This window comes from Sphingobacterium puteale (assembly GCF_003627955.1).
GTDB lineage: Bacteria > Bacteroidota > Bacteroidia > Sphingobacteriales > Sphingobacteriaceae > Sphingobacterium > Sphingobacterium puteale.
This window is the reverse complement of record NZ_RBWS01000025.1, coordinates 42,329-58,049: the sequence shown is the minus strand read 5'-3', so window position 1 is coordinate 58,049 and position 15,721 is coordinate 42,329. Positions and strand designations below refer to the sequence as shown.

13 protein-coding genes are annotated in these 15,721 nt (G+C 41.9%); 10 read left to right on the top strand and 3 right to left on the bottom strand.

What is annotated here, in order from left to right:
* The first annotated feature begins 1 nt into the window (after position 1).
* The 4 genes from D7322_RS24965 (at position 2) to D7322_RS24950 (ending at position 4,862) form a co-directional block, all read left to right on the top strand.
* On the top strand, positions 2-1,861 hold the full coding sequence (locus tag D7322_RS24965) for a RagB/SusD family nutrient uptake outer membrane protein (RefSeq protein WP_121126903.1): 1,860 nt from the start codon (positions 2-4) through the stop codon (positions 1,859-1,861).
* A gap of 2 nt (positions 1,862-1,863) precedes the next feature.
* Positions 1,864-2,835: a hypothetical protein gene (locus tag D7322_RS24960; RefSeq protein WP_121126902.1), complete on the top strand. Its 972-nt coding sequence runs from the start codon at positions 1,864-1,866 to the stop codon at positions 2,833-2,835.
* A gap of 186 nt (positions 2,836-3,021) precedes the next feature.
* Positions 3,022-3,687, top strand: a complete 666-nt coding sequence (locus tag D7322_RS24955; protein WP_121126901.1) for a helix-turn-helix domain-containing protein — start codon at positions 3,022-3,024, stop codon at positions 3,685-3,687.
* Positions 3,688-3,704: 17 nt separating this feature from the next.
* Positions 3,705-4,862, top strand: a complete 1,158-nt coding sequence (locus D7322_RS24950; RefSeq protein ID WP_121126900.1) for a homing endonuclease associated repeat-containing protein — start codon at positions 3,705-3,707, stop codon at positions 4,860-4,862.
* Between the two features lie 87 nt (positions 4,863-4,949).
* Here D7322_RS24950 and D7322_RS24945 read toward each other — a convergent pair whose 3' ends face one another.
* On the bottom strand, positions 4,950-5,345 hold the full coding sequence (locus tag D7322_RS24945; protein WP_121126956.1) for a hypothetical protein: 396 nt from the start codon (positions 5,343-5,345) through the stop codon (positions 4,950-4,952).
* 305 nt (positions 5,346-5,650) lie between these two features.
* On the opposite strand from D7322_RS24945, the gene D7322_RS24940 reads away from it, so the two are divergent.
* Entirely contained in the window at positions 5,651-6,649 is a 999-nt protein-coding gene (locus D7322_RS24940; protein WP_121126899.1) for an OmpA family protein, read from the top strand.
* Positions 6,650-6,849: 200 nt separating this feature from the next.
* Positions 6,850-7,515, top strand: coding sequence for a TetR/AcrR family transcriptional regulator (locus tag D7322_RS24935; protein ID WP_121126898.1), 666 nt, complete (start codon positions 6,850-6,852; stop codon positions 7,513-7,515).
* 110 nt (positions 7,516-7,625) lie between these two features.
* Here the strand turns inward: D7322_RS24935 and D7322_RS24930 are convergent, their stop codons facing one another.
* The gene (locus D7322_RS24930; protein WP_121126897.1) at positions 7,626-8,939 is read right to left on the bottom strand and encodes an aminotransferase class I/II-fold pyridoxal phosphate-dependent enzyme; all 1,314 of its coding nucleotides are present in this window, start codon (positions 8,937-8,939) and stop codon (positions 7,626-7,628) included.
* A gap of 192 nt (positions 8,940-9,131) precedes the next feature.
* Entirely contained in the window at positions 9,132-9,335 is a 204-nt protein-coding gene (locus D7322_RS24920; RefSeq protein ID WP_121126955.1) for a CsbD family protein, read from the bottom strand.
* Positions 9,336-10,175: 840 nt separating this feature from the next.
* On the opposite strand from D7322_RS24920, the gene D7322_RS24915 reads away from it, so the two are divergent.
* The 4 genes from D7322_RS24915 (at position 10,176) to D7322_RS24900 (ending at position 15,717) form a co-directional block, all read left to right on the top strand.
* Positions 10,176-11,552, top strand: coding sequence for an exopolysaccharide biosynthesis polyprenyl glycosylphosphotransferase (locus D7322_RS24915; RefSeq protein WP_183078840.1), 1,377 nt, complete (start codon positions 10,176-10,178; stop codon positions 11,550-11,552).
* A 135-nt stretch (positions 11,553-11,687) separates the two neighbouring features.
* Positions 11,688-12,443, top strand: coding sequence for a tyrosine-protein phosphatase (locus tag D7322_RS24910; protein WP_121126894.1), 756 nt, complete (start codon positions 11,688-11,690; stop codon positions 12,441-12,443).
* 34 nt (positions 12,444-12,477) lie between these two features.
* Entirely contained in the window at positions 12,478-13,287 is an 810-nt protein-coding gene (locus D7322_RS24905) for a polysaccharide biosynthesis/export family protein (RefSeq protein ID WP_121126893.1), read from the top strand.
* A gap of 66 nt (positions 13,288-13,353) precedes the next feature.
* Positions 13,354-15,717, top strand: a complete 2,364-nt coding sequence (locus D7322_RS24900; protein ID WP_121126892.1) for a GumC family protein — start codon at positions 13,354-13,356, stop codon at positions 15,715-15,717.
* Positions 15,718-15,721 lie beyond the last annotated feature (4 nt).

The following is a 15,721-nucleotide window of genomic DNA, read 5'->3' as shown; positions in this document are numbered from 1 at the left end:
CATGAAAAGACATTTTAACTATATCATAGCCCTACTGATAGCATCCAGTACAGTCCTTACGACCCAAAGCTGTAAAGATGATTTTTTTGAGCTGGTCGATCATGGAGGTCTTGACGCCCGCATCTGGGACAACGAAGGCGCAATAGAATTCTATTTGGCAGGCACTTATGCCATGATTATGCCGACCCATCCCCATGAGGTCACGACCAATGACATGCAGATGCACTATGCCAGTGATGAAAACTATTTTTCAGGGGCCAATGGTCCCAGCAAAAAAGTACTGGGACTGAGTGGTGAAATTACGCTCAATGATGTGAAATACATTGCAAGCAAATACCAGGGCACCAATGTGGGCGACAACCGTTATTTTGACATCGCCCGTTGCAACAATGCCATTGCCTATATCCCAACAGGCACACTCTCGGCTGATGTAAAGAAAAAATTTTTAGGTCAGTTTTATGCGTTGCGGGCCATGGTTTATTTTGAGCTCACCCGCCTGTACGGTGGTGTACCGTTGGTTCTTGCCCCTCAAAATCCCGATAACCTGAAACTGGAAGGCCGAGCGTCGGCCAAGGCATGTTTTGGGCAGATCGTAAACGATCTGGATTCGGCAATGGTCAATCTTGATGGTGTGCTGTGGGACGACGCCACAGGCCGCGGAAAAATAACAAAAGCCGCGGCAGCAGCGCTAAAAGCCAAAGCACTACTGTATTGGGCAAGTCCGCAATTCAACCCTACAGATAACCCAAGGCACCCCTATGAGGCGCAACGTTGGGAAACAGCCCTACAAGCCAGCAAAGAGGCCTATGAGCAATGCAAAGCTGCCGGCCGTGCCCTGCTGCCCAATTATAATGAGATCTTTCTAAAAGAAGGTATCGCGAATACTGAGGCTGTGATTGTCCGCTCCTACTCAGCGACATCACCAAAGCGGTTCACGGTTGTTGAGCGTGCTTCGCGTCCTGTATCCGAGGGCGGGTCACCGGCGGATTATTATGTCCCTACCACCCTATTACTGAGCGCCTACCCCATGCAAGACGGCACCCCTGCCAACAGCAGCAATACAGGCTATGACGACGCGCTATTCTGGAAAAACCGCGATCCCAGATTTAAACATACCATTATCTATAACGGCGCCGAATGGCCCCTAAGTGGTAAGAGTGGAAGAAAACAATGGAATTACAGCAACGCTGCCGGAGAGTCCTCCATTAAATCTTTCTATTGTAAAAAATTTGTCAATCCGGCACTTTCGTCCGCAGCTGTTGGGATTGCCAACGACATGGGCGGTAACGGCATGGACTGGATCGAAATCCGTTTTGCCGAGGTGATCTTGGATTATGCTGAATCAGCCAATGAAACGGGCAACTTATCCCTTGCCAAGGAGCTTGTCCGGAGCGTTCGCCAACGCGCCGGAATAGCACAGGGAAGCTATGATTACGGCTTGTCACTGGCATCCAGCAAAGAGCAAATGCGTGATCTAATCATGAATGAACGGCAGATTGAATTTGCCTTCGAAGGCAAACGCTATCATGACCTACGTCGGACACGGCGTATGCATACGTTACAGGGAACTATCCAGACCTATTTATTCGAAGCAAAATCCGATGCCGCAAAAACGTACCTCGAATCGGAAAACGCCGCCGGTATCCGCCATCGGGAAAGCCTGGATATGAACAACCGCGATACGGTACTGACCTATTTTAAATATCCTTACAACCTGCGTGCAGAGAGTTCCAATGGGGCCTTTGCCTTCCGTGACTATTATTATTTCTACCCCCTTCCCAATACCTTTATGAACTCCTCGCCTTTGTTGGAGCAGACTATCGGTTATGAAGGCGGTACATTTGACCCATTAAATGATTAGTTATGAACCGTTCCTATTTAACAGCTATTCTACCTCATTATTTACAGATGAAAGCACATTACTTATTCGTTGTGCTCCTATTGGGCATATTATTTTCCTGTAAACGTGAAGGTGACAATATTTTCAATTTATTTGAAGATGTCTCCGTCACGCTTCACATGGAAAACGAACACAATATCGGTACCTATAAGGATGTTGCCGTGGGCGACTCCATTTTCGTTGATTTTACCATCAGCTCCAAATCCAAAGATATGCACCAGGTCTGGATCTTCTATAATGGAGCTGGCGCCGCTGTCCTAAAAATACCATTAGAGGAAACAGAAAAAAGAAGTTTTCGCTATGTATATAAGATCCGGGCCGATAAAGTCGGCGAGAGCACCTTCCGGATTATGGCCGTTGATAAAGAAGGTGTATTTATGGGAGATGGCTATACCTCTGTCACCTACAATGTACTGTCCGATTACGTTCATCTCAACAACCGTGTGCTCAATATGCCTGATAGCGTAAACCGGAGCAGTGCCTGCTTTATTGATCTGGTAGAAGGTAAAACCTATACCTATGCCGAGGCCAAACTTCATCCGGAGAAAATAGATCTTGGGATGTATCGGACATATAAAGTGGAGTCTAATGGAAATATTACATATCAGTACAGTATCTATTCCCTACAGGCTGCCCCTATTCCATTTGGCGCATTTGACTTTACCGGTCTGGCGGGCAAGGGCCGTGTGACTTATTTTTCGGGCATCCAAAATAATCAGGCCAGTTCATTTTTAAATACCTTGACCTCTGGCCAGGTGATACAGGCTAATGCAATCTCCCGTAAAACCACCAATCTCAAATTGGAGGACCTGAAGGTAGGAAGCCTGTTTTACTTTAAAACTCCGGATGAAAAATATGGCGTTGTTATTGTCAATGCCCTGAGTGGTTTTGACAATAACCGTTACCTGAACATCAGTATCAAACGTCAAAATTAATCTTGTCCCTTTTTTCCCTTAATAACCGGGGTACCACAGCCTTGTGCGTACCCCTTTTCTTACTTTCAAAATAAGCAATAACAAGCGAGGCACGATACGGTATGAAAAATTAAAGAAAAATTATTACCTTTATATTAACAGTCATTTTATCTTGTTTTATAGTAAACCTAATTCAAGCATATTAGCATGGTAAAAACAGCTAAAAACGAACTTTCTAATTCGGTATCACATCGTATCGATGAGATTTTGCGCCTCACAAAACTTCCTATACAGGAGTTAGCCCGTATGGCGGGCATTAATATTCGCTCATTAAAGGGGTACCAGATGGGCAGTATTCCCATTACATTGGAATCGGTCCTCAAAATATGCACAGCATTATCAATCGATTTCCATGACTTCTGTGATTTTAACAAAAGGTTAAGTCCAAGGAAGATACAGCCAGTGATCTCCCCTACAATCGAAGCTAAGAAAGTAGAAGAGTCTTCTGAAATAAGCGCAGAAGTCATTCGTCTTGCTAACGCAGAAAAACGTGAGAAACAAAAAAAACATCGTGATCAGGTTGCAACCATTGTCCGAACGACTGACTATTTTTTACTTCCGCGGCCCCTGTTTCAAATAGTAACAGATTTTGCCAACGACTACAATCTACACACAACGTCAGAAAGGCTTCAAGCAATGCTGCAACAAGTCGTCGCGCGAGGGCTGCTCAAGAAATATCCAACCCCAGTCCAATATAGCATCGGTTATCATATCCCGAGGCGCACATGGATCTATTTTAAAGATGAAAATGATCTTAAGGATCCGGAGAAAATTTTTGGTTACAATTGGCTCGGCAATAGCATCATCGTATAGGAAGGAGGAGAAATAATTTGAAACAAACACAGGAAGATATTATTGCCCATGCATTTTCTAAAGTGCGCGAATTTCACGCCAAACATGGCCGAACTCCGGTCCGGCGGGAAATGGAAAACATCAATACGATCGCTCGCCGATATTTTGGCTCCTGGAATAAATTTATTCTTGCGGCGGGACTAAAGCCCAATACCAGGACGAAAGAAGAGATCACAGCCAAGCTATTGGCTCTGGTAAGCGATTTTTTCGAAATGAATGGCCGGATTCCAATGCGCAGGGAATTTTCTGCACAATCATCCAGTATAAATAACTATTTTGGATCCTGGAACAAGTTTATTGCCGCAGCGGGATTTACTCCCAATGACCGTAGAATTCCTTCCATTGGAAAGCTAAAAAATTCACTGGTCAAATTTTACCTTAAACATGGGCGTTCGCCGAATATATCAGATTGTACAAGAAAAAACGGGCTCTACAATCCATTATCCTATTACCGGCATCTGAATGTCAACAGCTGGGCCGATGTACTGGAGTACGTCAAGTTAAAGTCTCACTTTCGGGTTACCACAATGACGGTAGATGAAGCCAAAGAGAAAGTGATCAAGCTGATCAAAAAGCACCGTATCAAATATTATAAAGATTACAAACGGCTAAAGCCTGAAAATTATCCCTCGGTTTGGTACCTGAAGGAAAAATTTGGCTGGAATAACTTATGTTATCTCGCCGGAACTAAAATACCCGTTACCAAGTTTAGCATCAAAGACTATTACCTCAGTCTCGCAAAAGAACTTGGCAGGGCACCGACGACAAAAGAACTGGAAGCCAAAATGGGTGTCACATCGGGTGCGATGGTCTGGAAAACAGGGCAGCGCTTAAATCGTTTTATTGAATCTTTTGGTCAAAAGCCGGCTTATAGTACGCGTGAGCGTTGCAGGCTCAGCAAAAAGCAGCTTGCGGAACTCTATAAATCCAAAAGCATCGAACATGGTTATCCAGAGGGAATGCCACGAAGCAAATTGATGGAGCTCACCGGTTACTCCAGGGATGTATATGAACTTCGTTTTTTTTCGATGAACGGATTGCGGCTTGTCTGTGGATTCAAATTGCTACAAAGCGGCAATAAGCGCTACACGGAGGAGGAACTGCGTAATATCTTGAAGATGCCACGTTACAGGTAAAATCATACATATTCACGTAAAGATCAAAACAAAAAGCCATTTCTCAATGGAAATGGCTCAGAAAAAAGAATCCGATATAGGTTACTGTTACTTACGCTGGCAATCCGCTGTCCACACCTTGTCGTCTTTCGTGTAACCGATTGTTAATTTGCCGGCATCGATGCGGATCACGCCAGTGCCTGCTGAACCGATATTGACCAATACGTTGTCTTTCTCTTCAAAGTCAACGCCGTTAAGATTAGGAATGCCATTGCCGAAAGCAAAATTATAGGTATTTCCAGTTTTCGTTACCGTAATGCTTCCGTCGCCAGAAGGTACATCTTTACTATTGTCCTTGAGATCGTCAAATGCAATCTTCCCTTCGTATTTACCGATAAAAAGATTGTTATCTGCCGGATCATCATCTTTGCTGCATGAAGTGAAGCTGATTACTGCTGTCAAGATAAGCATACCTAGTCCCAATGTCTGAATAAATTTTCTCATAGTTAATGTATTTTTGTAAATCCAGATTTTATTAAAATCAATAAGCTTAAATCCAAACTTTATGCCATACCGGCATATACAGAAAAAGACCCGTATCCATAAACCCGTAAAAAAGTATAAATACATATCAGGCGTATAAGTACTTTTCATCAGCGGGCAGAACATCTAGCCATGCCGCTATTCATCCCACTTAATAAAGGTGAGCGGTCGACGCCTACAGCATGTTCTGTTTTATAATAAATCGGCCTGTTATTTGCCCCTTTAGGCACAAAATTTGTCATTGCAAAAAAAGAAAAGAACAGATCATGAAAAGAACAGCACTATTATTTGCACTTGCAGCAGTTATGGTTTCCTGTAATCAAAAACCAAAAGAAACCGCGGCACCTCCCGTTCCGCAAGATACATCAGCGACGGAGGAGCCTGCTAAAATTGACACATCGGCAACGCTCGACCTTGCGAGCATTCCTTATTCGGCTGCAGATATCGGTGTATTTCCCTTCTTTACCCCACCAAAAGGCTATAAGGAGATGAATCAACCCATCAATAAGGACTTTGATGTATGCTATTTCGCGATTAATGGCGTCATGAAGCCCTACGAGGGAAGGCTGTATAAAGCAAATATTACCAATGAGCAGGGTACGCAGTTTTCACAACGCTATTTTGAAAAGAGTATGGAAGATTACTTAGCATCAATAGGTGCTGTAAAAGTTTTCGATGGTAGCATCACAAGCGAAGAATACGAACGGTACCACAAACAAGACCCCCATAAAGGTGATGAGGGCGATATTGGCTATGCAGATGAACAGATCCGTGCATACGTCATCCGCAGTAAAAATCAGGGCAATATCTTTATTCAATACACAGCAAATAATGCTGGTGCCAAGCTCAATATACTGCAGGAAAACAACTTTAAACAAACCATCCAAAAAATCACGGCAGACGACATCAGCAAGGATCTATCGGAGACCGGAAAATCAATTGTTTACATCACATTTGATACCGATAAGTCCAGCATAACCACAGCAGGCACTGATCTGGTTATTCAGATTGCCGAAGCGCTAAAAAATGACCCCACCCTTAAAATTGCCATTGAGGGGCATACGGACAATACAGGTGATGCGGCACATAATAAAAAACTATCTGATGATAGAGCGCGCGCGGTGATGACTGCTTTAGTAGGGCAAAAAATAGACAAGTCACGCCTATCAGCCAAAGGTTACGGCGCCGAGCGACCGCTTGTAGCCAACGACTCCGAAGAAAACAAAGCAAAAAACCGCCGTGTAGAGCTGGTTAAGGTCAAATAGATGATTCTTGTTTAACCATACTATGTTTTTCAAAAGATGGAAACATAGTATGGTTACGATACTACTCAACGTTATATGCAGCATTTTTTATAACCGCACGTTTAAATAACCTACACCTATTTAACGAATTAACCGTATGCTAAGTTAATTTTTTTTATATTTGATATCAATCTTTAAATCATTCGATTTCAAGCAGTATTATGACCAATAAACAACAGTCGAGAAAAAAATATCAAGGAGAAAAAAATAATAAAGAACGAACCATGGGGAAGTTAATTGCTTCCGTTGGCAAAGTACTTGAAGAAAAAGGTTATTCAGGGCTTACGATCGCAAATATTTCAAAGGAGGCCGGTGTCGACCGCAAGCTCATCGGTCTATACTTCGGGACGCTCGACAACTTGGTAGAAACTTACATCAAAGGCAAAGACTATTGGCTTTCTGCAACGATTAACGCTGTTGGATATTTTGGTAATGCGCCCGAGGTGGGGTCACGGGGGTTTTTAGAATCTTTATTATTAAATCAACTGGAAGATTTTCTTACCAATACCGAAATGCAAAAGATTTTGGCCTGGCAGATCTGCGAGGAATCTGCACTAATGTCTGAGATTTCGCAGGAACGGGAAAAGATGAGTGCTCTTTTCTTTGCCTTTGCAGATAAAGAACTTCAAGGTAAGGATCTCGACCTCAGGGCTGTTGTTACTATTCTGGTTGCAGGCATCTATTATATTGTTCTCCACTCGGCACATACCAAAAGTACCGTCTGTGAAATCGATATCTCCACCCCTGAAGGGCTGAACAGGATCAAAGCTTCAATCAAGAACATTTTAGGGTGGGCCTATAACTCGGTCGAAGAGCCTGCCGGATAAGCAAACCGTATATTCTCAGTATAATTCCAGAAATTCATAAGAGGACATCGCCCGTTTATAAGATCTATGCCCTCCAACTTTTCTTTTTAGCAGAAATGCCATTGTATATGCTATTCTTTTCCAGCGCTATACTCGCTAATGAATTCGCCGGTTGCACGATCCTCCAGACGGGCGACAACCTTGAATGCGCTATAAATCTGATCGACCGAATATTGATGCTCGCCTAAAGTTTCAAAAAATACTTCGTTCAGCGTTTTTATCATTCTTTCTATCTGATCATAGGACTGCAGTGTTGTCATTGTAAATCTTATGCCTGAATGGTTTTTGGATACAGCGGGAAATACTCCGATGTTCAACAAAAATCCGCGCTTAATCATTTTTTCCATAATACTATATGCCAGCTCGGCCCTTGAAGTACCAACGAAGAATATCCCCGAATCAAAATTCGAAATTAATGGCAATGAGGTGGCTTTAAATAATGAGTTTGCGTATTTTATCCTATTTGCCAGTTCAGTTTGCAGCACATATATTTCGTCCGTTAAATGGATTTTTGCAGAGGCAACCGCAGCACCTAAGGTCGCTGGCTGCAAAGGACCGGAGGAATTGAACGGTGCCCCGCAGGCGCGCACCCTCCTGGCGATTTCCTTATTCGGGAAAACCAAAATACCTCCACCTGTAGCAAAGGCTTTGGCCATCGATGAGGCTACAATCATCCGCTCGTGTATAGTATGGTTACTAAGTATATATCCTTTTCCGTTTTTGCCCAATATACTCATACTGTGTGCATCGTCGATATACGTATGAAATACGGGAAAGGAGTCCAACAAATTAAAGATCTCATTTGCAGGACAGCGATCACCGAACATGGAATACACCCCATCGGCAAAATACCAAACCCTTTTATACGTTTTTTGCAGTGCTTCGATGCGTTCTTTCAAGACATCTAAACGATTATGGCGAAGGACTTCAAAGTGGATTGGCCAATTTGCCTTAAATACATTTATACCGCTCAATACTGAATTATGAAGTTGCTGATCAGCGATGACCGCATCTTCTGGATCCAGGATTACAGGGATTGCAGACAAATGCGCGAGTGTCGTCGTAGGAGCAACAATAGTGGGAGCTTCAAAAATCTCACTCATCAACTGCTCCAATTCCCGGTATAAATCGATGGACACATATGCTCTCGATTCAGAAAATTGTACACCATACTTTTCCACGGCAGCTATGGCAGCGCTTTTTAGACGTTCATCGTGTTCCAGTCCCAGATAGCTACAAGAAGTAAAGTTCACTAATTCGGAGCCATTAATTTGGATCAAATTGTCGGTTGCGAGATTGCCCTCTTGGGTCAGATGAAGTATACCTCTCCTAACGCCTTCAGAAATGCTCTGATCAATGGCGCTCATAAAATTATGGTGGTTCATGCCTTTGGATTTTATATTAAAGTTCTTTACTAAAGTTATAGATTTTCGTCTGAATAGCGGTGATATTTCTCGTCATTTGATAAATATCTTATATAAACATCAACATTCTATTTCCAGAAGTACAGAATCACACAAGTTGAATCAAGTTTTTGTAGAAACAGCAAGAGCGAAACCGCTTACCTATTCAGATTATTAAAAAAAACACTTGTTTCTACAATCCGTCAGCCAACTATTCACCTCATCTTGTGTTTTACCAGTCTTCTTCTGAAGCTTTCCTACCAACTCATCTTCTTTACCCTCAGCGTAAAGTAAATCATCATCCGTAAGATCAGCATATTGTTGTTTCACCTTACCTTTGATTTCCTTCCAACGGCCTTTCCAAGTTAATTCGCTCATAAGATTTTCCTTTCGTTTTTTATGAATAGAACAGCCGGAAATCAGAATCATTTAAAAAAACCGACCAGACCTTTGGGTAAAAGAAACACACAAATAACTATATTTCTAAAAAAAAGACAAATAAAATTCAATAAAAACACAAATAATAAATAAAATACCATCAATACACAGTAAACACATTATTTAATCGTAAAAAAAGTCATAAAACAATTATAAAAACATTAAAATAGATACATTCCATATTTTTTTTAAATAAAATTTAGATATTATACACAAACAAATGAATATACATCCATTTTTTTATACAATTTTTAAACAACTGACCTATTTTCAATACAATATTTCCAATAAAAACAAATAAAAAATAAAAATTTTATATTTTTCAAACAATTAAAACACTACAAACCAATAAAAAACATTATTTTTCAATAATTAACCGATTAAAAAAACCAAATACACCTATAATTGGCCTGCGATTTGTACATAAATGATCAAACTTAGATCTACAATCTACAAACAACACTGAGTACGCGGGAAACTGCAAAGCACCTGTCACTAATAAATCAAAGAGGCAGGCTAAAAATTATTTTGGATAATATGGCTAACTAAGAAAATTAAAATCACCGGAACGAATCTTATTTTCAAAAATTAAGACATTTAAAACATTAGTTTATTCAAATACGCTATAAGGAAATTCAACACCCTTATACAATATTAAATACACTAGTTGTTACATCTATCGTGATAGTTTTCAAAGACAACCTTATCATCCATTGAATTTACTAATTATTCAGTGTTATGCTAAAATATGTTCAAAACCGTGCGTTAACTTGTATTAAAATGTTACTTATAATAACAGACGCCATTTGCTTAAATTTGTCTTTTTTACTTGTAAATTCATGGAGCACAGCTAATGGATTCATTGACACAGAGGAGGTCATTTCAAGTAACTACTATTCATTCTGGGCCATGTTCAATCTAGCCGCGTTAGCACTATCGCTCATCCACCATCTGTATAATGATGCCACGATCGAGCACATTGAGCGCATCTACAGAGCCACCCTGAAAACTGCAACAGCCTTGATGATAGTCTTCTCAGGCTACGCACTTTTAGCACACCCATTTACTGGCATCGGTTCCTTTCTGATTTCCCTTACGATCATCGTTTTTGTGTATTGTTTGATTTCCCGATTTTTGCTCACTTACATTTATGTTAAATTGCCAAAACGATTTAACTGGAATAAAAAAGTAGCTTTGATCGGCCACTATGAAAATCTAGACAATATTGCAGCCGCTTTCTCTAGGCAAAACGCTTTCTACACAGTAGACACGATTCCCTTTGAATCGGACGAAAAAGACCTCAGTAAAGAAGAAAAGATTGACATCTTTAAGCGCTACTTTGAAGAAGTTTCCAAAGCGGGTATTCACGATGTATTTCTCATTGGTTCAAATGATATTACAGACTGTAGTCAAGAACTCATCCTAGCTGCAGATCACCAATGTGTACAGCTCAATTTTGTTCCTACTATTACCGCCAACATTGCGTATGGGAACGGCCGTCAAGAACCTTTAACCATGCAGCTTCCGGTGCTAAAATCGCATGAAGAGCCCATGTCATCCATGGAAAACAGGTTAAAAAAGCGTTTCGTTGACCTTTTGATTTCATCCTTTGTCATGGTCTTTATTTTAAGCTGGATGATTCCTTTAGTTGGCATTATTATTAAAATACAAAGTCCCGGCCCCATCTTTTTCAGACAGCCCCGTTCTGGCCGCAACAATAAATCTTTCGATTGTTTCAAGTTCAGGAGTATGGTTCAGAATAAAGATTCCCATGCCAAACAGGCTTCAAAAGATGACAGCCGCATCACGCCAATTGGACGCTTTCTCAGAAAGACCAATCTTGACGAATTCCCACAATTTATCAACGTCTTTCTGGGACAGATGAGTGTCGTCGGGCCAAGACCGCATATGCTTTCACATACCGAACACTATAGCAAACTAATTCAGCATTATATGGTACGTCATTTTGTCAAACCTGGTATTACAGGCTGGGCACAGGTTAACGGATATCGTGGCGAAACAAAAGACCCACAGCTCATGGCAAAAAGAGTGGAATACGACCTGGACTACTTAAGCAACTGGTCTGCCATGTTGGATTTTAAGATTGTCTGCATGACAGCGATCAACATGATTAAAGGAGAAGAAAATGCATTTTAAAATCAATATACAAATTAAAATATCAAAGAACTCAAGTGTTGACTTGTGATTGTAGGGAGATATTCCGGCCGGTCGCTCCGGCCGGGTATTTCTACAATCCTCAGGTTCACGGAGTAATCAAAAACAAATAAACAGATGTGGCATTTTTTTAAGCGCAATACTTCGAAATATAATTTAGAATGGCTGGGGACTGATATTCATTCACATATACTCCCGGGAATAGACGATGGTAGTACATCCGTTGCCCAAAGCATAGCCTTATTGGATTCACTCATGCAGCTAGGCATATCCACATTCTACTTTACGCCGCATGTATATCAGGAAGTACATCCCAATACCCCCGCGTCTATTGCAACTGCATACCAAACCCTACAGCAACAGCATACTGTAAGTGGGGGCTACGCAGCAGAATATATGGTTGACAGCCACTTTCATTCCATCGTATCCAACGCGAATGAACAGGAATTGCTGACACTTCCCGGGAATTTCATCTTAATAGAAATGTCCTACATCCACGAAAGCCGAACCATCGATCAGGATATTTTTAAGCTGCTGACCTTGGGTTATAAACCCATATTGGCTCACCCGGAACGCTATATCTACTTCCATGGTTCCATAGAAAATATCAAAAGATTGCGTGATCGTGGATGTTACCTGCAGCTTAACCTGCTATCCCCCACCGGATACTACGGCTCCCGGGAAAAAACAGCGGCCAAACACTTGATTGATGCTGGACTTATCGATTTCGTTGGTACCGATGTGCACCATAGCAAACATACCAAGGTACTGGAACAGTACTATACAACACACAATATCAACACTTTATTTAAAGATTGCAGGGTAAAAAACCAAGAAATAAGAGAACAGGTACAAGCTGTTCTACAACAATGAACTACAATTCTACAACACATACAACACGATCAACATGAGTATTCCTAAAACCCATTTACACAACCCCCAGTATTTATTATATCTACTACTTACCCTTTTTTCATTACAGTCCTGTTCTGTAAAAAAAACGGTTTACTTTAACGATCTTCCGGCCGATTCAATCCGCTTATTGCGTGCATCAACAGCCTTTACAGATCCCACCATCCAACAGGATGATATATTAAATATTACGGTCCAGACCTCAGATCCCGCCTCGGCGGCCATTTCCAATCAGGCCACACCTGTACAGGCTGTGGGGGCCAGTTCAGCCAGCAACGTGGGCAATCAACTGATATCGGGTTATCTGGTTGACAAAAACGGTTATATCAATATTACCCTGTTGGGTGATATTTATGTTAAGGGATTAACCACCTTTCAGGCCAGAGAAAAGATCACCAATCTGGCAAAAAAATATTATAACGACCCGAATGTGCTTGTGCGCTTCGCCAATTTTAAAGTCACTATCCTGGGGGAGGTCACCAGACCAGCGACCTATAGTTTACCCAATGAGAAAGTCACCATTCTTGACGCGATGGGACTAGCAGGGGATATGACCATTTATGGCCGTAGGGACAACGTACTTTTGGCGCGGGATCACGATGGACAAAAAGAACTCGTCCGGCTCAATCTTAACGACAGTAAGCTCTTTAGTTCTCCATATTTCTATCTGAAACAAAACGATGTAATCTATGTGGAGCCCGGAAAAGGCAAAGCAGCAATGAATAATGCTTCACGGACGCAAACTTTTGCACTGGTAGGTTCATTTCTATCTTTATTAGTCGTCGTATTCACCCGTATAAATTGATGTATTCAAATCCATCATTGCATTTTCATTCAACTACTAAACTTACACGCTCTAACTATCATTTATATGAAGAAAATAAACGACTGGGAAGACGAATTAACTTTTGAAGACACCAAATCGGACAATCGTGATTTGATACAATTTATTCGGCGACTCTATAGCAATTGGTATTGGTTTGCCCTATGTGCGCTCCTCGGATTAAGCCTGGCTTATCTCTACCTTCGGTATACGAACCCCACCTACACCATTAAGGCCAAATTGCTTGTATCTGACGATAAAAAGGGCGGAATGGTGGAACCCTCAGCCTTGCTGGACCTTTCAAGCCTTATGGGTGCAAAAAATTCTGTCGACAATGAGGTAGAGGTATTAAAAACGGCCGATCTTTTTCGCGAAGCGGTGCTCGCCGAAAAAACCTATATCACCTATTTCAACGCCGGACAGGTGCATAATGCTCCAGTCATGTTGGCCCCCATTGATCTTCAACTACTTTCAAACCCGGACTCTATTCTTGACGGCATCAGCCTTAAGGCCCTTTTAATTGACAGCAAAACCGTCGAATTGTCCAATGCGGACACCAGCTTTCGCATCAGCTACGACCGGGCCTTTCGCTTGCCCAGCGTAGGTACCGTGACCCTGCACAAAAAAGAATATCCTGCCGCCGAAGGGATGACCTTTGGCTTTTCTATCGTCCCCGTTAGAAAAGCGGTCGGAAGTCTAGCAGAATCGCTCAACATTGAAGTTACTAATAAAAATGTATCCACTATAGACCTAACATTAAATCACGGCATTGCCCAGCGTGGCGAACAGGTCTTGCGGACCTTGATTCAAAAGTATATAGAACGAAATTTGCATGATAAAAATGCAGTTGCTGATTCGACGCTTTCTTTCATCAATGCACGACTTAAATTTGTCACACAGGAACTTGCGGGAGTAGAAAATAAAATATCCGGCTATAAGAAGAATGCCCGTCTGGCTGACATCTCCGAGCAGAGCAAAATCCTCTTGCATACCTCCTCAGAGTATAACAAATCTCTCGCCGAAGCTGAAACGCAGCTTGCCATACTAGATGATATCAGCAAATACCTTAAAGACAGTAGCAATCCACGGATAGTGCCGGCATCCATTATCCCTCAAGATATTTCCTTCAACACGCTGATCCCGCGCTTCAATGAGCTGGTCTTGCAGCGTGAAAGATTACTATTGGGCAATACGGTCAATAACCCGATTATTCAAAATATTGACAAACAATTGCAGGGCCTGCGTGCAGATATGATTGCCAATATTCAAAATACAAGGCAACAACTGGCTCTATCACGAAATAAACAGCAGCAAAGAAGCGACTTGCTGACAAATCAACTTTCAGAAGTACCTACCATCGAGCGCGGATTTATTGATCTTACGCGAATGCAGCAGATCAAACAGGAGCAATATATATTTCTACAACAAAAATGGGAAGAAACAGCTATCAGCCGAACAGCCAACGTCGCCAATGCCAAAGTAATTGATTCACCCAAGGCAGATGAATTTCCCATCGCCCCGAAAAAAAAACTTATCTACGTATTAGGATTGTTAGCAGGCCTGATCACGCCATTAGGAATTATTTATCTCAAAGACCTGCTTAATGTACGTATTCGTTCGATAGAAGATATTACGAGCCGGAGCAATCTGCCCGTCCTGGGAGCAATCGCGCACAACCAAAGCCATGAGCAGGTTGTGATCACCAAGACTTCAAGATCACCTATAGCCGAACAGTTTAGGGCATTGCGGACCAATCTGGAATTTGTATTGCAGGGCGGCAAAACCATCCTATTTACCTCCTCCATGTCCGGTGAAGGGAAGTCGTACATTGCTTTGAACCTAGCCGTCACACTGGCCTTACTAAACAAACGCGTGGTATTGATGGAGCTTGACCTTCGCAAACCCACTTTAACTTCCAAATTATCCATTGACGCAGGGAAAGGGTTTTCGCACTATGTCGTCCGTCCCGACATGGAAATAGATGAAATCATTACCCCATCAGGCAAGCATGAGCTTGTGGATCTTATTCAGGCCGGAATTATTCCCCCTAACCCCGCCGAATTGTTGATACTTCAGCGAACAGCAGATCTGATAAACAGCCTAAAAGCGCGTTACGATTACATTCTCATCGATGCTCCGCCCGTGGGACTAGTTACTGACGCACAACTATTAAATCGCTATGCCGATGTCTGTCTTTATATTATCCGCCAAGACTTCACTTTCAAGGAGCAGCTATTTATTCCGAACGACCTGGAAAAGAAAGGAAAAATCAAGCCCATACAGTTTGTGGTCAATGATATTCAGGCCAAAGGAGGCTATCAGCAAAATTATGGCTATGGCTACGGCTATGGTTATGGAGATTATGGGCAAGAAGAGAAACAGCCCTGGTGGAAATTTTGGAACAAGAAATAAAAAT

Bases quoted from the DNA above. Each gene is read 5' to 3' on its own strand.
- D7322_RS24955 (WP_121126901.1), top strand. From the start codon at position 3,022: ATGGTAAAAACAGCTAAAAACGAACTTTCTAATTCGGTATCACATCGT.
- D7322_RS24945 (WP_121126956.1), bottom strand. From the start codon at position 5,345: ATGAGAAAATTTATTCAGACATTGGGACTAGGTATGCTTATCTTGACA.
- D7322_RS24915 (WP_183078840.1), top strand. From the start codon at position 10,176: ATGTTACTTATAATAACAGACGCCATTTGCTTAAATTTGTCTTTTTTA.
- D7322_RS24930 (WP_121126897.1), bottom strand. From the start codon at position 8,939: ATGAACCACCATAATTTTATGAGCGCCATTGATCAGAGCATTTCTGAA.
- D7322_RS24940 (WP_121126899.1), top strand. From the start codon at position 5,651: ATGAAAAGAACAGCACTATTATTTGCACTTGCAGCAGTTATGGTTTCC.
- D7322_RS24960 (WP_121126902.1), top strand. From the start codon at position 1,864: ATGAACCGTTCCTATTTAACAGCTATTCTACCTCATTATTTACAGATG.
- D7322_RS24965 (WP_121126903.1), top strand. From the start codon at position 2: ATGAAAAGACATTTTAACTATATCATAGCCCTACTGATAGCATCCAGT.
- D7322_RS24905 (WP_121126893.1), top strand. From the start codon at position 12,478: ATGAGTATTCCTAAAACCCATTTACACAACCCCCAGTATTTATTATAT.
- D7322_RS24920 (WP_121126955.1), bottom strand. From the start codon at position 9,335: ATGAGCGAATTAACTTGGAAAGGCCGTTGGAAGGAAATCAAAGGTAAG.
- D7322_RS24910 (WP_121126894.1), top strand. From the start codon at position 11,688: ATGTGGCATTTTTTTAAGCGCAATACTTCGAAATATAATTTAGAATGG.
- D7322_RS24935 (WP_121126898.1), top strand. From the start codon at position 6,850: ATGACCAATAAACAACAGTCGAGAAAAAAATATCAAGGAGAAAAAAAT.
- D7322_RS24900 (WP_121126892.1), top strand. From the start codon at position 13,354: ATGAAGAAAATAAACGACTGGGAAGACGAATTAACTTTTGAAGACACC.